21 protein-coding genes are annotated in these 20499 nt (G+C 36.6%); 18 read left to right on the top strand and 3 right to left on the bottom strand.

What is annotated here, in order from left to right; all coding sequences use genetic code 11:
• Nucleotides 1-81: 81 nt before the first annotated feature.
• Nucleotides 82-492: an Ohr family peroxiredoxin gene (locus EsVE80_RS12430; protein ID WP_173103974.1), complete on the bottom strand. Its 411-nt coding sequence runs from the start codon at nt 490-492 to the stop codon at nt 82-84.
• 184 nt (nt 493-676) lie between these two features.
• Between EsVE80_RS12430 and EsVE80_RS12425 the strand changes: the two genes are divergently transcribed.
• The 17 genes from EsVE80_RS12425 to EsVE80_RS12345 all read left to right on the top strand — a co-directional run bounded on the left by EsVE80_RS12425 (nt 677) and on the right by EsVE80_RS12345 (nt 17705).
• Complete coding sequence (locus tag EsVE80_RS12425; protein WP_173103973.1) at nt 677-1156, top strand: MarR family winged helix-turn-helix transcriptional regulator; 480 nt, start codon at nt 677-679, stop codon at nt 1154-1156.
• On the top strand, nt 1125-1334 hold the full coding sequence (locus EsVE80_RS12420) for a hypothetical protein (RefSeq protein ID WP_179957298.1): 210 nt from the start codon (nt 1125-1127) through the stop codon (nt 1332-1334). Before EsVE80_RS12425 ends, EsVE80_RS12420 begins: the two co-directional genes overlap by 32 nt.
• Complete coding sequence (locus tag EsVE80_RS12415; protein ID WP_173103972.1) at nt 1331-2041, top strand: B3/B4 domain-containing protein; 711 nt, start codon at nt 1331-1333, stop codon at nt 2039-2041. The genes EsVE80_RS12420 and EsVE80_RS12415 overlap by 4 nt, the downstream gene beginning before the upstream one ends.
• Nucleotides 2042-2475: 434 nt before the next feature.
• Entirely contained in the window at nt 2476-3549 is a 1074-nt protein-coding gene (locus EsVE80_RS12410; protein WP_173103971.1) for an ABC transporter ATP-binding protein, read from the top strand.
• The gene (locus EsVE80_RS12405) at nt 3549-4433 is read left to right on the top strand and encodes a carbohydrate ABC transporter permease (RefSeq protein WP_173103970.1); all 885 of its coding nucleotides are present in this window, start codon (nt 3549-3551) and stop codon (nt 4431-4433) included. The genes EsVE80_RS12410 and EsVE80_RS12405 overlap by 1 nt, the downstream gene beginning before the upstream one ends.
• A 1-nt stretch (nt 4434) precedes the next feature.
• Nucleotides 4435-5253 (top strand): carbohydrate ABC transporter permease, encoded by an 819-nt coding sequence (locus tag EsVE80_RS12400; protein WP_173103969.1) that lies wholly within the window; start codon nt 4435-4437, stop codon nt 5251-5253.
• Complete coding sequence (locus EsVE80_RS12395; protein ID WP_173103968.1) at nt 5237-6538, top strand: MBL fold metallo-hydrolase; 1302 nt, start codon at nt 5237-5239, stop codon at nt 6536-6538. The genes EsVE80_RS12400 and EsVE80_RS12395 overlap by 17 nt, the downstream gene beginning before the upstream one ends.
• A gap of 3 nt (nt 6539-6541) precedes the next feature.
• Complete coding sequence (locus EsVE80_RS12390; protein ID WP_173103967.1) at nt 6542-7828, top strand: ABC transporter substrate-binding protein; 1287 nt, start codon at nt 6542-6544, stop codon at nt 7826-7828.
• Between the two features lie 212 nt (nt 7829-8040).
• Nucleotides 8041-9588: a bifunctional metallophosphatase/5'-nucleotidase gene (locus EsVE80_RS12385; protein WP_173103966.1), complete on the top strand. Its 1548-nt coding sequence runs from the start codon at nt 8041-8043 to the stop codon at nt 9586-9588.
• A gap of 228 nt (nt 9589-9816) precedes the next feature.
• Nucleotides 9817-10914: a lactate oxidase gene (locus EsVE80_RS12380; protein ID WP_173103965.1), complete on the top strand. Its 1098-nt coding sequence runs from the start codon at nt 9817-9819 to the stop codon at nt 10912-10914.
• 425 nt (nt 10915-11339) lie between these two features.
• On the top strand, nt 11340-13190 hold the full coding sequence (locus EsVE80_RS12375) for a C40 family peptidase (RefSeq protein ID WP_173103964.1): 1851 nt from the start codon (nt 11340-11342) through the stop codon (nt 13188-13190).
• Between the two features lie 349 nt (nt 13191-13539).
• Nucleotides 13540-14160 carry a PepSY domain-containing protein gene (locus EsVE80_RS12370; RefSeq protein WP_173103963.1) on the top strand — a complete coding sequence of 207 codons (621 nt, stop codon included), beginning with the start codon at nt 13540-13542 and terminating at the stop codon, nt 14158-14160.
• A 287-nt stretch (nt 14161-14447) separates the two neighbouring features.
• The gene (locus EsVE80_RS12365) at nt 14448-14672 is read left to right on the top strand and encodes a hypothetical protein (protein ID WP_232061341.1); all 225 of its coding nucleotides are present in this window, start codon (nt 14448-14450) and stop codon (nt 14670-14672) included.
• Complete coding sequence (locus EsVE80_RS12360) at nt 14659-15174, top strand: GNAT family N-acetyltransferase (protein ID WP_232061209.1); 516 nt, start codon at nt 14659-14661, stop codon at nt 15172-15174. Before EsVE80_RS12365 ends, EsVE80_RS12360 begins: the two co-directional genes overlap by 14 nt.
• A 6-nt stretch (nt 15175-15180) precedes the next feature.
• On the top strand, nt 15181-15774 hold the full coding sequence (locus EsVE80_RS12355) for a TMEM175 family protein (protein ID WP_173103961.1): 594 nt from the start codon (nt 15181-15183) through the stop codon (nt 15772-15774).
• A 1-nt stretch (nt 15775) separates the two neighbouring features.
• Nucleotides 15776-16066, top strand: coding sequence for a hypothetical protein (locus tag EsVE80_RS12350; RefSeq protein WP_173103960.1), 291 nt, complete (start codon nt 15776-15778; stop codon nt 16064-16066).
• A 280-nt stretch (nt 16067-16346) separates the two neighbouring features.
• The gene (locus tag EsVE80_RS12345) at nt 16347-17705 is read left to right on the top strand and encodes an MFS transporter (RefSeq protein ID WP_173103959.1); all 1359 of its coding nucleotides are present in this window, start codon (nt 16347-16349) and stop codon (nt 17703-17705) included.
• Nucleotides 17706-17737: 32 nt separating this feature from the next.
• On the opposite strand, the gene EsVE80_RS12340 is transcribed toward EsVE80_RS12345, so the two are convergent.
• Nucleotides 17738-18751, bottom strand: a complete 1014-nt coding sequence (locus tag EsVE80_RS12340; RefSeq protein ID WP_173103958.1) for an acyltransferase family protein — start codon at nt 18749-18751, stop codon at nt 17738-17740.
• 63 nt (nt 18752-18814) lie between these two features.
• Between EsVE80_RS12340 and EsVE80_RS12335 the strand changes: the two genes are divergently transcribed.
• Nucleotides 18815-19693 carry an alpha/beta hydrolase fold domain-containing protein gene (locus EsVE80_RS12335; RefSeq protein ID WP_173103957.1) on the top strand — a complete coding sequence of 293 codons (879 nt, stop codon included), beginning with the start codon at nt 18815-18817 and terminating at the stop codon, nt 19691-19693.
• Between the two features lie 165 nt (nt 19694-19858).
• Here the strand turns inward: EsVE80_RS12335 and EsVE80_RS12330 are convergent, their stop codons facing one another.
• A complete protein-coding gene (locus EsVE80_RS12330; RefSeq protein WP_173103956.1) occupies nt 19859-20479 on the bottom strand; it encodes a TetR/AcrR family transcriptional regulator in 621 nt (206 codons plus the stop codon).
• Nucleotides 20480-20499: the final 20 nt, after the last annotated feature.

Raw genomic sequence — 20499 nt, 5'->3', positions numbered from 1 at the left:
AATCCACTGACAATGATACATTCTTGTATTTTGTCAGTGGATTTTTTATTTTTTATATAGAATTGTAAAAAAGGTATACGTTTAATCTTTAGCGTCAAATTTTACTGTGACGTTACCTTGAATGGCTTTGGTATAAGGACAGATATTTTCCGTTTCTTCCATATATTTCAACGTGTCTTCTTTACTTAAACCTTCAATTTTACCAATTAAAACGACTTCTAAATGTAAAGTTGTAAAATCAGGTAAGTCCCCAAGTAAGCTGACTTCCGCACGGATTTCGCGTTTTTTATCTCCTAAGCCATCCCGTTCTAAGGGAAATTGCATGGCGCCATTAAAACATGCAGAAAGCCCTGCGGCAAATAATTCTTCTGGATTGGTATATCCTTCTTTTTTTGTGCCCGTTGTTAAAACATCTAAAGAACCTGTGACAGACTTACTTTCTCCTTCGCGTCCACCTGTGTTAATCACTGTTGAAGTTGATATTTTTTTCATCTGTTTTCCATCCTTTCAAAGAACAATGCTTCAGTGCCTACAACATAAAAATTGGTAATAACTTCAAATAAACCGTATCATGATTGCCCGCAAAAACAAAGTGAAGTGCTTGTATAAAAAACATTGCAAATGCAACAAAAATATTTTAAGATCAGTCTATGAATAAAATGAAATGAGGAAGAGTATGACAGATATTTTACGGGATTTAGGTAAAATTGCGCGGGCACTAGATTCGATTGCCAATATTGAATTTAAAGAGTTTAATTTAACTCGAGGGCAGTATCTTTACTTGGTCCGCATTTATGAAAATCCAGGAATTATTCAAGAGAAACTAGCAGAGATGATTAAAGTTGATCGAACTACGGCCGCTCGGGCGATTGCAAAATTGGAAAAAAATGGATTAATTGAAAAACAGGCGCAAGCTGACAATAAAAAAAACAAGTCGCTTTTTGTTACCAACAAAGGAGCAAAATTAGCGCCAATTATTCAAAGAGAAAATCACTATTCCAATGAAGTTGCCTTAAGCGGATTTAGTGCGCCAGAAAGTCAACAATTAGCTGCTTATTTAATGCGGGTAGAAGCAAATATTGCAGCCGATTGGGAGGCAGTCAAAAAAGGAGGGACACGTCATTATGACAGCGGTGATTTGCGCGGTGACAAGTAAGGAAATTGAAAAGTTAAAAACGATTAGTGAAACAACTTTTACAGAAACTTTTGCTAAAGATAATACTTTAGCAGATCTCGCTTATTTTTTTGCTAAAAACTATAATATCTTGCAGCTAAAAAAGGAATTGGCGAATGAAAAAAGTGCTAAATTAAAAATAGTGGAGGTAGTAGAATGAAAAAAATTAGTGTGGACAAAAATTTTTGGGACCTTTTCCCTGAAGCAGAAATAATAGTGGTCACGGCAAAAGGAATTAACAATCAAGTAGATGAAAAAGATGAGGCGTATTTTGCTGATCTATTGGCTAAAGGTAAAAAAGAAGCGCATAAATTTTTAACAGCAGATTCTTTTAGCCAAAACGAAGTGATTCAAGAGTGGCGTCAGGTCTTTAGTCAATTTAAAACAAAAAAAGGAGCCCGCAGCTCAATTGAAGCACTACTCAAAAGAGTGAGCCAAGATCGAAATTTTACTCCAATCAATCCTCTTGTAGATATTTACAACAGTGTTTCATTGAAATATGCTGTTCCATGCGGAGGCGAAGATATTCAAGCCCTTGTAGGCGATTTACATTTGGGTAAAGCACAAGGAGGAGAAAGTTTCAAGCCTTTGGGAGCAGATGAAGATGCACCGGCGCTTCCAGAAGAGATTATCTATTACGATGAAAAAGGGGCTGTTTGTCGTTGCTTTAACTGGCGGGAGGCCCAACGGACGATGCTACAAGAAAGTACAAAAGAAGCTATCCTAATCATTGAAGCTATTAATTCTAACCAAGCAGTACGAGCTAAAATGGCAGCTAAAGAATTAAGTCAGTTGATAGCAGAAGTTTTTGACGTTACCCCCGTTACGACAACTTTGACAAAGACGGTGCAAGAACAGATTATTTGATAAATAAATTAGCAGCTTAGTTTTCATTAGCATTAAGCTAGATTCAAAGGACAACAAGAATTTTCCATTTACGGCCCTGCTAAGGATAGTACAGCTTTAGCAAGTAAAAAAAAATCCATCAAAAAATTGATGGATTTTTTTGTTTGGCTAGTTTTATTTTATGGCTAAATTATCAACACTGCGCGTTTGGTTTTTTGTTTTTTGAAGAGTATGAAATAATAACTAAAATTTTCTGGGTTTTTCCAAGTTAGCAAAAACAAAATAAGCTGACAATCCCTTGTGAAAAAAGTTCTTAGCTCGAGTTAACCCCTTTTTGACAAAAAAGAAAAATGAGAAAAAAATAAAGAAATCTCTCATTGAACTCTATAAACTTACTGTTATGAAAAATGCTAGAATTAGTGTTGCAGGTAAAAATAAAAAAGGGAGGATTTCCCATGATTGAAGTTATCGATCTTAAAAAAGTATTCGATAATGGTTTTGAAGCGTTAAAGTCGGTAAATTTTACTATTGAAAAAGGTGATTTAGTTTGTCTTTTAGGTCCAAGTGGCTGTGGTAAATCAACAATTTTAAATTTGATCGCAGGTTTGTTAAGTCCGACTGACGGAGATATTCGTTTTGCTGGCAGTTCAGTAGTAAAAACAGAACCAAAAGATCGCAATATTGGTTTTGTTTTCCAAAACTATGCACTCTATCCCCATATGACTGTCTTTGAAAACGTAATGTTTCCATTAACAGTTGGGGATAAAAAAATGCCTAAAAACGAAGCAATGAAAATTGCAGAAAAATACATGGCGCTCACGAATATTGAAGAATTGAAGCATAAAAAACCAGGTACACTTTCTGGTGGACAACAACAACGGGTGGCCATTACCCGAGCGTTGGTACAAAACCCAGAAGTTTTATTACTCGATGAACCGTTGTCCAACTTAGACGCACGACTGCGGTTAAAGATTCGTGAAGAAATTAGGCGCTTGGTCAAAGAAGTCGGAATTACGACAATTTTTGTTACTCACGATCAAGAAGAAGCATTATCAATTTCAGACAAAATTATTTTATTAAATGAAGGTGTCATTCAGCAAAATGATGATCCGCAAAATCTTTACTTAGAACCCAATAATTTGTTTGTCGCAAAATTTATTGGAAATCCGATTATTAATATCTTGCCAGTCGAAGTAAAAGCAGGCATGATGCATCACGATGCTTTTAGTGTTCCTATTGATCGCTTTATGGTCGCCCGGTTTAAAGAAAATATGCCAGATGGGAACTATTTTATCGGGATTCGTCCAGAAGATGTGTTACCAGTAACAGGAGCTGGCGCTTTTCAAACGATTGTTTCAGGGGTCGAATTAATTGGACGTGAACGTATTTTAAACTTTGATATTGATTCCCATCATTTAAAATCGATTGTCAGCATCGAAGAAGATATTCAAGAAGGTGCAGAGCTGACGTTTGATTTTGCGTATCAAAAAGCCTTTATCTTTAAAGAAGACGGGACGCGAATTTACTAATGTTCAAGAAAAATCATTATAATCCTGAAAATCAGCCAAAAGCGTGGCTCTTCCTTCTGCCGTCTCTTGTCGTCATTATGATTTTCAGCATTTACCCTTTGTTCCGCTCTCTTTTGATGAGTTTTCAAAAAGGGACACTAATCAATCAAGAATATGCTGGTGTTGAGAATTATCAAAAAGTTTTATCTGATCCAGTATTTTTTAAAGCATTAAAAAATACTGCGCTATATGCCTTTACTGTGGTGCCGATTGCATTAATTATCGGCCTTGCGATTGCATGGATAATTTTTGAAAAAGTAAAGCACAAAAGTTTCTTTGAAACGTTATTTTTCATGCCGTATGTTACTAGTACAATTGCAATTGGGATTGTTTTTCGTTACTTTTTCAACGGTTCTTACGGGATTATCAACTTTCTTTTAAGTAAAGTAGGAATTCCAGCTATTAACTGGTTAGACGATGTAGATATGAGTATGACAACTTTGATTATTTTTGGTATTTGGACGAGCTTGGCTTTTAATATCATTATTTTATTAGCGGGTTTACGGAATATTGATCCAGAACATTATAAAATTGCAAAGATGTTCGGTGCCAAAGACGGAGAAATTTTCCGACGCATTACACTGCCGCAGTTAGTTCCAACCATTGCTTTTTTACTAACAGTTAATATTATTGGGGCATTTAAAGTTTATACCCAAGTTTATGCGCTATTTGCAGGCCAGCCCGGGATTGCCAAAAGTGCTACGACAGCCGTTTATTATATTTACGACAAGTTCCACATCGCAGGACGTCCGGGGATTGCCATGGCTGCGACTGTCATTTTATTTTTAGTTATCTTATTCTGTACGTTTATTCAACGTCAAATCATGAAGAAAGTGGGGGAATAACGTGAAAAAAGTCGTAACCATCATTGCCTTGGTTTTCCTAGTGGTATTAGGCATTATCACTTTATTCCCATTTATTTACATGGTTTTAGCTGGACTTATGACCTATAGTGAGGCCACAAGTATTCCACCAACGATTGTTCCAGAGAAATTCCAATGGGCAAATTATGCGGCAGTCTTTGCAAAAGCACCGTTTTTACAATATTTTATCAATACAGTTTTTGTATCACTTGTCACAACAGTAGCCACGTTGATTACGTCTGTTTTAGCATCTTTTGCTTTAACAAGTTTGGAATTTAAGTTCAAAAGTTTAGTAGTAGGGATTATGGTATCGTTGTTGATGGTACCTTATGAATCAATTATCTTTACCAATTACAACACGATTGCTCAAATGGGGTTGTTAAACAGCTATGCCGCTTTAATCATTCCTTTTTTAACAAGTATTTTTTATATTTACTATCTAAACAGTTACTTAAAAGGTATTTCCAGTACCTTTTATAAAGCAGCAAAAATTGATGGAGCTTCTGATTTGGAATACATTTGGCGTATCTTAGTTCCTATGTCCCGTCCGGCGTTAGTTACAGTCGGAATTTTAACCTTTATTTCCAGTTGGAATTCTTTTTTATGGCCGTTATTGGTTACCAACGAAAAAAAATATCGTCTGTTAAATAATGGTCTAGCTGCATTCACCACTGAAAGTGGAAGTGATGTGCATTTGCAAATGGCTGCAGCAACGTTGACGGTAATTCCTATCTTAATTATTTATTTGATCTTTAGAAAAGAAATTATTCGAGGAGTGGCAAAAAATGGTATCAAAGGGTAAAACCACCATCACTTTTCATAGTGGCATCTTGACCATTGGCGGTACTATTATTGAAGTCAGCTATGAAGATGCTCACATTTTCTTTGATTTTGGTACGGAATACCGACCAGAATTGGGCTTAAAAGATGATAATCTCGCAACGCTTTTGAAAAATCGTTTAATACCAGAATTAAAAGGTATTTACGATCCGCGCTTAAACTATACGTACCACGGGGAAGATGAGCAAGAATACAAGGAGACGGCAGTCTTTTTATCTCATGCACATTTGGATCATTCTAAAATGATTAATTATTTGGATCCTAAAATTCCGTTGTACACATTAAATGAAACGGTAAAAATTTTGCGAAGTTTAAATCGCAATGGGGATTTTCTAATTCCGTCCCCTTTTGAAGCAAAAAACTTTACGCGAGAAATGATTGGATTAAATGCTTATGATGTTATAACCGTTGGAAAGATCAAAGTAGAATTGGTGCCAGTAGACCACGATGCCTATGGCGCGTGTGCATTATTAATTCATACGCCGGACAGTTTTATTACTTATACAGGTGACTTGCGGTTACATGGCTACGATCGTCAGTTTACGCTGGACTTTTGCCAAAAAGCACGCCATACCGACTTGTTAATGATGGAAGGCGTCAGCATTAGTTTTGACGAGAAAGAAACAGAAGAAATCAAAGTTTTCAGTGAAGAAGATTTAATAGCGCAATTGGTGAAGCAAATTGCAGCAAACCAAAAACGACAATTGACTTTTAATGGTTATCCTGCCAATGTGAAACGCTTTGAACAAATTATTGAAAAATCTCCTCGGACGGTTGTTTTAGAAGCAAATATGGCAGCTTTGATGCAAGATGTCTTTGGTATGAATGTTCCTTATTATTATCCCTTAAATGCGGATACGACTATTTCTAGTTTAGATACCAAATTGGAAGTATCTTATGAAGAACTATTAGCAGATGACCACAACTATTTGTGGCAAGCAGTCGCAAACTTCGAAAAATTACAAAGCGGCGGCATGTATTTCCATATGGACGCCCAGCCTTTGGGATATTTTGATCCCAAATATCAAGTCTTCTTGGATTTACTAGACTTGAAGAAAGTGGAATTCGTTCGTCTGGCTTGTTCCGGACACGCTTTTCCACAAGACCTCGATACCATTATTTCAATGATCGAGCCTAAAATTTTGGTTCCAATCCATACGCTAAAACCAGAAAAACTGGAAAATCCGTATGGTAAAAGAATACTTCCCACCCGTGGGGAAAAAATCACTGAGTTCAAAGGAGAGTAAGAAATGAAGTTCAAAAAATTGGGTACAGCAGTATTGGCAACTGCCGCAGTTTTTGCGTTAGCAGCCTGTGGTAACGGTTCAAAAGAAAGTTCAAAAGGCGACAGCGACAAAATCGTAACTTCTATCGATAAAGATACTACCGTTACATTTTGGCATGCAATGAATGGCGCACAAGAAGAAGCTTTAACCAAAATTACCAAAGATTTCATGAAAGAAAATCCAAAAATCAAAATTGAATTACAAAACCAATCACAATACTCAGACTTACAAGCAAAAATCAATTCAACACTACCTTCTCCAAATGATTTACCAACAATCAGCCAAGCTTATCCAGGGTGGTTATGGAATGCTGCACAAGATGACATGTTAGTAGATTTAAAACCTTACATGGATGACAAAACAATCGGTTGGGGCGAACAAGAAGAAATTCGCAAACCATTATTAGAAGGCGCACAAATTGAAGGCAAACAATATGGAATTCCATTTAACAAATCAACAGAAGCATTGGTTTACAATGCAGACTTGTTGAAAAAATATGGTGTTGCGGTACCAAAAACGTTAGATGAATTAAAAGAAGCCTCTAAAACAATTTACGAAAAATCAAATCATGAAGTGATTGGTGCTGGTTTTGACTCACTAAACAACTATTATGTTATTGGTATGGAAAATAAAGGGGAAGACTTCACTAAAGACTTAAAATTTGATTCTAAAAAATCAAAAGAAGTTATTGATTACTATTTAGATGGTGTAAAAGATGGTTACTTCCGAATTGCAGGTTCAGACAAATATTTATCTGGCCCATTTGCAAACGGTAAGGTTGCAATGTTCATTGGTTCCATCGCTGGTGAAGGTTACGTGAAAAAAGATACTGAAGGCAAATTTGAATATGGCGTTGCTCCACGCCCTGAAAAAACCAACTTGCAACAAGGTACAGACGTTTACATGTTCAACAGCGCAACTGCCAAACAAAAATCAGCTGCTTTCATGTATTTGAAATACTTGTCTTCACCAGATGTTCAATTATACTGGGCTGAACAAACCGGTTATATGCCAATTTTACAATCTGTCTTGGAAAGCGACGAATACAAAAAATCACCAAATACAAAAGTTCCTGCAATTTTAGAAGATGCAACAAAAGAGTTATTCTCTATTCCAGTAAAAGAAAATGCTGACCCTGCTTATAATGAAGTTCGGGCAATTATGGAAAATATCTTGTCTAATCCAGATAAAGATACGAATAAATTAATCAAAGATTCTGTACCACAATTACAAGATGCGTGGAATCAATAAGATTTGAAAAATTTCCTCTCGCCTAAAAGGTGAGAGGAAATTTTTTTTAGGCAGCTTTCGTCTATTTATTGTAAAAAATTCTTCGCAAAAAATAAATCACCAAATAAATTGCAATGGGCTTTGTGTTATGATGGCAGAGGAAAATAGTTTAAAATATATTCGCTGAGAACCAACTGAAATAAGGTTTAAACAATGAGAAAGGAACGAAAAAAATGCAATTAACCATTTTAGCTACTAGCGATATGCACGGCTACATTCAACCAACCAACTATGCGGAAAAAGGTGCTGATCTGCCTTTTGGTACAGCCAAAGTTGCAACTAAAATGCAAGAATTATCAGCCCGAGCACAAGGGCCTGTTATTAAAATTGAAAATGGTGATTTTATTCAAGGATCACCTTTAAGTTATTACGCTGCAAAACAAAAGCAGGATCCAGCAGAAATTACCAAAGTGATTAATCATATAGGGTATGATGTGGGCTTATTAGGGAATCATGAGTTTAACTATGGATTGCCTTATTTAGAAAAAGCAATTAAAAGTTACAACCATCCGATTTTAGCGGCTAATGTTTTAGGCAAAGATGGTAAGCCATATTTTGGCGAGCCTTACGTTATTTTAGAAAAAGCAGGAATCAAAATTGCCATCTTAGGCGTTGTTACCCAATATATCCCGCATTGGGAACAACCGGCTACTGTTAAAGACTTAACGTTTAGAAGCTTAGTGGCAACGGCGAAAGAATACGTACCGAAATTGCGCGAAATGGCTGATGTTGTCATTGTTGCCTATCATGGCGGCTTTGAAAAAGACTTAACTACTGGAGAAGCAACTGAAATGTTGACTGGCGAAAACGAAGGCTATGAATTACTCCACACTGTCAGTGGCATTGATGCTTTTGTAACAGGTCACCAACATCGAGAGATTGCGACGGTGGTCAATGGTGTTCCAGTCATTCAGCCAGGATTTCGTGGTAATTATATTGGTAAAATTACGTTAGATTTAAAACAAGTCGATAACAGTTGGCAGGTAAATAATCCAACAGCAGAAATCGTGGCTACAAAGGATGTAAAAGCTAATGCCACAGTTGTTAATTTGATTCAAGAACTGGATAGTGAATTGGAAAGCTGGTTGGATCAACCCGTTGGTAAAGTTCAAGGGAATATGCATATCACCGATCCAATGGGGGCTCGAATTAGCGAGCATCCTTATATTGAATTTATTAATCGTGTGCAAATGTGGGCTAGTGGTGCAAAAATTTCTGGTACTGCTTTATTCAACAATGAGGGTAAAGGTTTTGGTGAAATTATCACCATGCGAGATGTTATCACCAATTATATTTACCCGAATACGTTAGCCGTATTAAACATTACAGGAGCAGATTTAAAAGCAGCGTTGGAACAAACAGCCAATTATTTGGTGCGAGTCGATGGCAAAATTGTCTTTAACCCGAAATTTATTGATCCCAAACCACAATACTATAATTATGATATGTATGAAGGAATTGATTATGCGATTGATTTGAATAAACCCTATGGTGAAAAAATCACGCAATTGCAATTAGGCGGAGCAGATATATTACCTGATGACAAATTGGAAGTCGTCATGAACCAATACCGTGCAGTTGGCGGTGGGAATTACGCGATGTTTAGTGCCGATAAAATTGTCAAAGAAATTCCGCGGGATATGACAGAAGTGATTGCGGAGTACTTGCAAGCCCACCCAATCTTAACCGCAGAAGTAAATCATAACTTTAGTGTAAAATAATCTAATAAATCCCCATCTTTTGTTTTTCGTACCAGATAAAGGTATGAAGTACAAAAGATGGGGATTTCTTTTATTACTATAAGCGCGATAGGTACTGCTAAAATTCAGTCATATTACGGAAAAGGGAAGTGGATTTTTTCAGTTTTTCTTTTCAAGTATAAATAGTTGCTTACTTTTAATAAGAGAGTTAAGATAAACACGTAATTTACAAGAGAGAAGGAAAGTCTTATGTATCATACAAGTAATGAAGAACATCCAATTGATATCGTGAATATTGCATCATTAGAAGGCCGTGTGAAAGAACGCATGGAAGCTGGCGCTTTTGGCTATATTCGTGGCGGTTCTGAAGATGAATGGACAATGAAAGAAAATACTACTTCTTTTATGAATAAAAAAATTATGCCCCGCATTTTACAAGGTATTGATCATGCCGATTTATCTACAAAATTATGGGATATTGATTTGAAGACACCAATTATTCAAGCACCTTCTGCAGCTCAAGGTTTAGCTCATGAAAATGGTGAAGCTGATACCGCAAAAGGTGTTGCTGCTGCTGGCTCTATCTTTTCAATTAGCACGTATGCCAATACAACGATTGAAGATGCTGCTGCCGCTGCGCCAGATGCGCCACAATTTTTCCAATTGTATATGAGTAAAGATGACGGTTTTAATGAATTTATTTTAGACAAAGCGGTTAAAGCAGGTGCTAAAGCCATCATTTTGACTGCGGATTCAACATTAGGTGGATACCGCGAAGAAGATATTATCAATCAATTCCAATTTCCACTACCAATGCCTAACTTAGCTGCTTACTCTGAACAAAGTGCAAGTGGTAATGGTGAAGGAAAAGGGATTGCAGAAATTTATGCAGCTGCAAAACAAGGATTAGTTCCAGAAGATATCAAAAAAATTAAAGATTTAACGCACTTACCTGTTTTTGTTAAAGGAATTCAATCACCAGAAGATGCTGATCTTGCTATTAAAGCCGGCGCAGATGGGATTTGGGTTTCAAATCACGGCGGTCGTCAATTAGATGGTGGTCCTGCTTCTTTTGAAGTTTTACCTGCAATAGCAGAAGTTGTCGATAAGCGTGTACCAATTGTCTTTGACTCTGGTGTGCGTCGTGGAGAACATGTCTTTAAAGCTTTAGCTAGCGGAGCTGATTTAGTCGCTATCGGTCGTCCTGTTATTTATGGTTTAAACTTAGGTGGCGCTGAAGGGGTAAAATCTGTCTTTGATCATTTAAATAAAGAATTATCCATTACAATGCAACTGGCTGGTACGAAAACAATTTCAGATGTAAAGAAAGCAAAATTAATTGATTAAGTTTTGATACTTGGCTGTAACGAAAATATTTGACTTAAAAAAATAAGTTGCGTTCTCAAAAAAAGTTTCTTATATTTTGCTCTGATACCAGTTACTTTCATCAGATTACATGAAAGCCAAATTTCAGCTTTTAAAAAGCTAGGACAAGTTATTTGTTCTAGCTTTTTTTGTTGCAGTGATTGGCAGAGAAATGAAAAAATAGAAAGCTAGAAAAATGGGCAAGAAAGTAAGGATCTGTTTTAAAATAACTATCGCTATCTAACGTGGGTGTTGTATTAAATTAATTTATGTAGATACGGGTAGGAGTTGTTTTCGCTAATTTTTTTTACGATTGTCATTTTTCGAACAAAAAAATCGCATTGTTTGAAGTCTCTTGAAAGAACATGCTAAAATAAAAGGGAGTAAAATGAGAGAGGGATGAGAAAATGAAGTGGAGTATGGGATTGCTTTTAACTTTACTAGGGTTTCAAATGGCAATTGTATCACCAGAAACTGTCGATTCAACCCAGGTTGAGACAAAGAAAGAGACGATTACAACGAATGTTTTAGCCAGGACTACTGAAAGTTCAGCCTCAAAAGAAAGTGAAGAGGTAAGTGATGCAACTGCAAGTAGTAAGGTAAATGAATCAGAAATGACAGAAACAATAAATGCTAATAATTTGCCCCGCGCCCAACGGAAATTACCAGAAATTAAAAGCACCGCTCCCATGCAATCACCGCTGACTGATGCACAAAAAGCACAAATTAACGCGTTACCAGCAGTAAATGAAGCACAGCTCAACCGTAGTCTTTATGCGCGTAGCAGCACGACAATGACGACAGAGCAGCAAAAAATTGTGACCGAAGTGAAGCGTCACTTAAATAAACCCTATCGTTGGGGAGCAGCCGGACCTAATGATTTTGATTGCTCTGGGTTAGTTCAATACACTTATTTGAAAAGTTTAAATATTCCCTTACAGCGAGTGACTTACCTACAAGAAAAGCAAGGTACAGAAGTTGCGCGGAGTAGTGCAAAAGGGCAAAATTTAAATTTGAAAGCAGGAGATTTACTATTTTATGGTCCCCGTAATGCCACGACCCACGTGGCGTTATACATTGGAGACGGACTTGCGATTCACGCCCCTTATCCTGGTCAGCGAATCGCAGCTTTTGCTATTCAATATTTTTATCCAGATTTTGCTCGTCGAATAATCAAAGATGAACTACCCATTATTAAAAACGGAACGAGTATTACGATAAAAAGTAGTGCGTTGAGTTATTCAGACGGCACTTGGATTCAACGTGCTGATCGTAATAAGGCCTATACAATTACCGGATATAAAAAAATTACTGAAAAATGGGGTAGCCGCAAAATATATGCTGTTAAAGAATCTAAAAAATGGCTGTATGAGTTAGATGTTCAACCGCAAACGAGTAGTTATGGATTATTAGGCAACGGCACCATTTTTAGTTTAAAAAGTACGGCTGGCTCGTATCAAAGTGGCGGGAAAATTACGGCAAATGACAAAAAGAGTGCTTTTGTGATCGACAGCGTTCGTTATATACCCAAGAAATTTGGTAGTATTCGCGCCTATCGTGCCAAAGGGACCAATCGCTGGTATTACGAATGTGACGTGATACGTCAGACCAGCAGTTATTCACAACTTGGAATAGGCACAGTATTTAGTTTGAAAAAGACGGCTGGTTCGTATCAAAGTGGTGGAAAAATTACGGCAAATGACAAAAAGAGTGCTTTTGTGATCGACAGCGTTCGTTATATACCCAAGAAATTTGGTAGCATTCGCGCCTATCGTGCCAAAGGAACCAATCGTTGGTATTACGAATGTGACGTGACACGTCAGACCAGCAGTTTTAAAGAGTTAAAAGTCGGGACTAAAGTTGTGACGACTAGCCGCGCGACGCACTATCAGACAGGTGGCAAAATTACGAGTGGGGATAAAAATAAAGTCCATCAAATTGAAAGAATGCGTTTGATTCCCAAAAAAGGGATTCATATGCGTATTTATAAGATGAAAGGCTCAAACCGCTGGTATTACGAAGGGGATGTGGCTTTACAAACAAGTAGTTTTAAAGCGCTAAAAAAAGGACAACGGTTAAATGTTAAAACTTCAGCACGCTCTTATCAAAGCGGCGGTTGCATCTTGAAAAGTGACTATAAAAAAACTTTTACCATCAAAAATGTACGTGATATTCGGAAAAAATATGGCAGCATTCGCGCCTACCAAGTTAATGGTAGTAACAAATGGTTTTACGAAGCAGATGTTAAAGGAAAATAAATAAAGTATATACCCGATTAAAAAAGAGATGAAAACAAAAAGCAGATTAACTTTTGCTTCCGTCTTTTTTATTGGTATTGATTTTGTAGTTGGTTTGTTTACTGCAAAAATAAAGTATAACAATTTATTTAACTAAAAAGGGTCTTTGCTAAGGTCAACGGTAGTTTTTACTGTCTATTTTCACTTGACAGAGTTCGTTTTTTAAGAATTCACGGGAATTCGTTTTTTTCATCACTATGTATCTCAATATATTAAAAATAACGCATGATGATTTCTGTTAGTAGCATTCTTGCTCAAAAACAGGTAACATGAAGTTAATGAGAGTATACTTTGGCAAGGAGGAAGGGATATGAAAAAACTTATTTTAACCACAGTTGTATTGAGTGGGCTGATTTTAGCTGGCTGTCAAAACAATAATGACAAAAATAATAACAACGTAAGTAGTGAAAGTACAACAGTAAGTTCAAGTGTAGCAACAAGTGAAAATCAAACTTCAAGTAGCAAAGTAGAATCAACGGTTACCGATAAAAATGGAATTATCATGCCGGAAAATGAATTGTTTGAAGAAACGACAACTAAATTTGAATCTGCTCATACAGAAGCGATTATTACGAACTTCAAATGGGAAACACAAGGGCCAACGGGACAAGTTGAAATTGAGGGTGAAGACAGTAGCCAAGAGTACAAAATGACGTTTGATCATACTGGTAAATTAATTGCTGATACTAGTGAGGTCAATGATGATAAAAACTGGCAAGAAGATGAAGTGAAAACAGGTGCGGTAATTACTTTAACAGATGCAATCAAAAAAGCACAAGCACAAGCAGACGGTTCTGTTACTTCTGCTGAATTAGAAAAAGATGATGGCGTAACCAAGTGGGAATTGAAAGTGTTACACACCAACCAAGAAATTGAAATTACATTGGACGCACAAGGTGGTAAGGTGTTAAATAAAGAAACTGATGATTAACCTATAGGACTGTGACTACTTGTTGCAGTCTTTTTTTAATTTTGAGAAAAGTAAAAAATTTCCCATAAAAAATTTTTTGCAATACGAATAGTTAAGACTATTCAAAAACACTAAAAATTTGTGTGATTTTTCCAAAGACTAAGTTATGGCATGTTTTTTTTGTGCCAGATACGTTTTGTTAATTTTTTTGTGTAAAATCGTTGGAGAACAGCATTTAGACTAAATTGTCATGATTTTTGCAAATATTTGTTATAATACGTAAAAAAGGAGGGAGTCCGTTGGCAGAAATGCGAAAAAAACGACTGATGCAAATAGAAAATCAGGTTGTATTGCCTTTGAGTCAGGAATTTTTGACAAAGAATAAATTACAAGCAGATAGTATTGTAAACGTCGATGAAACGCTCTTAGCACAAGCTTTGACGGAACTTTCCAAAGAAGATATATTGGAAGATGTCTTAGCCAAAGTGATGAACCAATATGCAGATGAAGAGGAAAAAAATGATGGAAATTAGACAAGCGGTACCCAATGATTATCCAGCTATTTATCAGCTTGTAAAAGGTGCTTTCAAAACAGCGCAAGTGTCTGACGGGACAGAGCAAGATTTTGTCACAACTTTGCGGAAAAAAGAAACGTTTATACCTGAATTGGAATTTGTAGCTGTTAAGGAAGGTAAAATCATTGGTCATGTTATGTTAAGTGAACAAGAAATAAAGACAAAAGAAAATCGCAATACTTTTTTATTATTGGCTCCTTTGTGTGTAGATTTTAATTATCGTAATCAAGGAATCGGGGGAGCTTTAATGGATGCGGCTTTTGAAAAGGCAGTAGAAATGGCGCATCACGCAGTATTCTTGGTGGGAAACCCAGAATATTATACGCGTTATGGTTTTCGTCAAATCAATGAATTTGGCTTGAAAAATAAAAGTGCTATTCCAGATCAATTTATTTTAGGACACGAATTAGTACAAGGTGTTTTAAGTGATATTGAAGGGGAATTAGAAATTAAGGAGTAGATTGAGATGCCAAAAACACGAATTGAGGCATTTACTGATGCTGTTATTGCGATTGTGATGACAATTTTGGTCTTGGAATTGCATGAGCCCGATGGTAGTACCTGGCGTGCTTTTGCTGGTGTGGAACATCAATTTATTATTTATTTAATCAGTTTTGTTTCGTTGGCTATTTATTGGAATAACCATCATCACCTATTTAATATCGTAAAAAAAGTGGACGGATGGGTTTTATGGGCCAATAACCTGTTTATTTTAATGATGACGTTATTTCCTTTTGCAACGGCATGGATTGGAGATTATCCGGTAGAGTTAGCACCACAATTACTCTATGGGTTGGTTATTTTTGGTACGGATTTGGCATATTACCTGTTAGGTTACGCTTTGGTACGAGTAAATGGAAAAAATTCGGAGGTAGGAAAATTATTTGCTCATTATCCGAAGATGAAAATAACATTGGTAATGAACATTGCGGCATTGTTGGCGGGTTGGCTGATTCATCCGGTTAGTGTTTTGGTAGTAAATGCGTTAATGCTTGTGATGTGGTTTATTCCGGAAAAGAAAATAGAAGAACTGAGTCATTTTAACGAAAGAAAGGGATAAGATGTTTGAAATCTTTGAGGAACTAAATCTTCATGTAACTGAAATGCCAGTAGAAGTAATCGAGGATGTTTTAATTTATCGTGGTTTTTTACGAGAATTACCTCAGATTGCAGCAGAAGGGCACTCTCGACAGGCGCTGTATCGCCAATTAGCAGAAAAATATGCTGCCTATCGAGAAAGTTTGCTAGAAGAAAGTTCAGAGGAAGTCCAAACCACTTCTTTATTAAGTGCTACCCAACTATTAAAATATTATGATGGCGAAACATTTGATGGATTTTCTTTAGAAGAGTAGTTTTTAATGAAACAAACTTTTAAAAGTTAAGCAGACAGCTTGACCCAGTCTATAAAAGTAGGTAAAATGAACTTTGTGAATATTTTCAAATCGTACAGATAACACGTCTTTTGGCGTGTCGAGAGAGAGGCGGTTTCTATTTCGATAGAAACTGCTTCTCTTTTTTTGGGCTTAAAGGTTAAAAAAATCAGGGTGTTCTTTTTGACGAATACTGGCAACTGGTACGAATCAGCCTCAACAGCCTAAGTTTTGTACGGTGAAGAGAAATAGGAGGAATTTGATGGAGAAAAAAATTCACTTGTTACTAGCTGTGTTGGCAACAGGAATGATGTCGTTTGCTGGTGTATTAATTGAAACAGCGATGAATGTTACCTTTCCCACTTTAATTAGTGAGTTTGGTATTACGACAGGTCAAGTGCAGTGGGTCACGACTATTTATCTTTTAGTTATTGCCATTATCGTGCCGTTTTCAACGTATTTGTTGAAAAATTTTCAAATTCGGACGTTGTTTTTGGCCTCTAATCTTTTATTTATTGCAGGACTGCTAATTGACTTTTGGTCACCTAGCTTTTTGATGCTGCTGGTAGGGCGTTTACTTCAAGGTATCAGTACCGGGATTGCATTGCCATTAATGTTTCATATCATTTTAACGTATACGCCAATTGAAAAACGCGGTGCAATGATTGGAATTGGGAACTTGACGACGTCCATTGCACCAGCTATTGGTCCAACATACGGCGGTGTATTAACTTCGGCAATGACGTGGCATTATATATTCTTGTTTTTAGTTCCTGTATTGTTACTCTCGTTGGGTTTGGGATTATATGCAATTCCGGCAATGGCTATTCAAAAAGGTGGCAAACTGGACGTACCCAGTATGGCAGGCATTGTCTTGATGTTTACAGGATTCTTATTATTCTTAAATCAAATCGGTACGCTAATGAGTTTGGTACCACTTGTGGTGGGATTAGTAGGCTTAGGTTTATTTTATCACCGTGCGACAACAGTTAGAGAACCATTGATTCGTTTAACTGTTTTAAAGAATAAGGGCTTTCGTTTATTCTTATTGGGATTTTTAGTTTGTCAGTTTTTATTATTAGGTATTTCCTTTGTCTTACCGAATTTTATCCAGATTGTAATGGGAAAAGATGCTTTTATAGCGGGACTGGTGATGCTACCAGGAGCTGCTGTTGGTGCAATTTTAGCGCCGATTTCAGGACGCGTGTTGGATAATCACGGTGCCAAAAAACCTATTTTAATTGGTTTAGCACTTGTTACTATTGGTTGGCTAGCCTTGACACTTTTGTTGCAAACGCCTGTTTTACTTGGCTTTGTTGCAGCTCACGTATTTTATATGATTGGGATTGGTTTTTCATATAGTAATATGATGACCACGGGTATGAGCCAAATCAAAACCGAAATGTTTGCAGATGGCAACGCCATTTTTAACACACTTCAGCAATTTTCCGGTGCTGTGGCTACAGCCATCGTGGCAACAATTATTAATTTGGCCCAAAAAAGTCAAACTGACTATAAAATGGGAACGGTCTTGGGCTCTCAGTTGGCGTTAATTTTCTTATTTGTATTCGTTTTACTCGTATTTATCAGTTGCTTCCGCTATTTTAAAGAAAAAAAATAAAAAAATGAACCAAAGAAGGCTGTTTTCTCAACCTATTCTTTGGTTCTTTTTTTATTTTTTTCAGGCATAATCCACTGATTCACCTTTTTTATAACAATTCCTAAACGGTGGGTCACAAGAGGACGCGATAGAATGTAAACTGTTAAAAGTGCCCCGCCAACTAAAATTAAACCATGGCGTAAAGGATTTTGGATAAATTCGCCAAGTTGAACAATAGGGGCAATCAGATAGATGTGCAAGAGGTAAATTGCTAACGTATTTTGTCCCCATACTGTGTAAAAATGACGTTTTTCTGTCGCCATTACCAAAAAGGCAAAAACAAAAGCAAATCCTAATGCATAAAGGAACATATCAGCTAAGATATTTTGCCAAAGGGGAATTTCAAAGAGATCGTAGGCGCGATCTCCCCATAAAATTTCAGGAGGGAGTTGAGCCTTTAACCAAATAAAAGCAGTCAACAAACCTATAAGCACGACACTAAACCCTAATAATCGGGCAAAAGGAAAGTGTCGTAGTTTTTCAATCAGTTTACGATCGGTGTAATAACCAGCCAAAAAGAAAGGCAGAAAACCTAGTGTACGCGCCATCGCCATGTACGTACCAAATTCTGTTAATAAACCAGAAAAAATACCAACAATAAAACTAAAAAGTAAAACGTGCCGTACTTTAATTAAATCAGGGAGCAACAAGCGCCAAATGAACATACAGTAGAGGTACCATAGTGTCCACCCAGGATTTAAAATGGTGATAGTCTCGATTTTTCCCATTAATAATAAGATGATACTTAAAATAAAGTTTAAAATAAGATAAGGGATCAAAAAAGTTTTGACTGCGCTTTTGCGTCCTTTTTGTACCCGCTTGGAAAAATAACCAGAGATAAAAATGAAGACTGGCATATGAAACAGGTAAATAAAAACGTAAAAGAATTCTGCTATTTCGTTATTTAAACGAAAATATTCTAAGGCGTGCCCAAGAATTACCAAAAAGATTAAAACACCTCTTAAATTATCAAAAAGCAGTTCTCGTTGTTTTGAAATAATGGACACCTCCTAGTCCGTCAGTTATGCTAGAGATAACATTATTGTACCACTTTTTCAAGGAGGGATGAGATGCGTTATTCTGCAAAATTTGTTAAACAAGTTTTTAAAGTTATTCAAATGAAAAAATTAGTGGGAATGTCCATGGTGGCTCCACCAAAACGTCGTAACATCAACATCCGTCAATTGGAAAACAGTGATTTACCGCAAAAACGGAGTGAAGTCAGTGGGAGAGAGCTGATTACATTATTTCCCCCGCACGTTACAAATAAGCACGTCCTTTATCTACATGGCGGTGGTTATACATTGGAAGCATCACCTTTTCATAAACAAATTCAAGAACGTTTTGTTACGCGTTTTAATTTAAAAGTTAGTTATTTTGACTATCCACTGGCACCTGAAGCGACAGCTGTTCAAACTTTGGCAGCAACTAAAGCCGCCTTTTATCATTTGCGTTATCTCTACCCGGATGACACATTTTATATTTTTGGTGATTCCGCTGGGGGAGGGTTATCTATGAGTTTAGCGCAGCATTTAAGAGATGAAAATGCAAGACAACGACCGCAAAAATTAGCCCTAGCTTCTCCTTGGTTGGATGTTTCAGTGAGTGATCCGCGATCTGTTGTCTTAGAAGCAAAAGATGTTTTATTGGAAAAGGAATTGTTAACTAAAGCTGGTGTGGTGTATGCGGGAGATTTAGCAGTGAATGATCCTTTGGTCTCACCCATTTATGGTACATTTGAAGACTTGGGCGAGCTTTTGGTTATTAGTGGGACGGATGAAATTTTGTATCCGGATGTTTTACGCTTGAAAGAAAAAGTTGCTGCTGTTTCGGGTACGATGCTAAATTTAGTGATTGTGCCAGATATGATGCATGATTTTGTCGTCTATCCTTTGAAGGAATCTTTGCAATATGTCGATGAAATGGGTGAATTTTTTGCGAGAGATTAAAAAATGCGTTAAGGTAACGAAAATTTTCTGTTACCTTGCCGCATTTTTTTGTGATTTTAAAGGTAACTTGCCACTAAAAGAAGGCAAGACGAGTTTTTTAATTACTAAAAATAGCGTTTTAGAAACGATAGGGAGTAAATAATATTTGATAGCGACTATAAGTTTTCAGGTACGACGCTTTTGTTCCGCTTTTTTTGGTAGCATTTTTCTCATTAAATCAAATTGAGCCGTTAATTGTGGGGCAGTAATACCCCCAGTCAGAGCCATAACACTCATTCCTTCAATGACGAACATAAAATTTTCGGCAATCGCTGGAATTTGTTCGTCTTTTAAAACACCTTGTGCAACGCCCAATTCTAAAATTGCCAAAATAGTATTTTTAGTTGCTGCAAGTTGTTCTTGCTGAAATTTATGGTCAGCGCTAGTTTTGTGAGTGAAATAATACTCGTACATCGAGCGCAACAAACTATTTTCCATTTGATTTAAAAGGCGATCTTCGTGGCTTTCAAAATAGTCGTTTAGTAACTCTTCAAAAGGTGGATTTTTGGTAATTGCGTGACGAATAGCATCAAATTTGCGATTAGAACGTTGTTTAATAACTTCCATAAAAATTTGATCGACTGAATCAAAATACAAATAAATGCCACCCCGGCTAATACCGGTTGCTTCAATAATATCTTTCATTGTTACATCAATTAGCCCTTTTTGGCGAAAAACTTCACGGGCACTAGTTAAAATGGCTTCTCGCTTTTGCCGTTTACGTTCAGCGTTAGATAAATTTTTCATTTGCTCACCTCAAAATTAGT

Source organism: Enterococcus saigonensis (genome assembly GCF_011397115.1).
Classification (GTDB): domain Bacteria; phylum Bacillota; class Bacilli; order Lactobacillales; family Enterococcaceae; genus Enterococcus_C; species Enterococcus_C saigonensis.
This window is presented reverse-complemented; position numbering and strand designations above follow the sequence as displayed.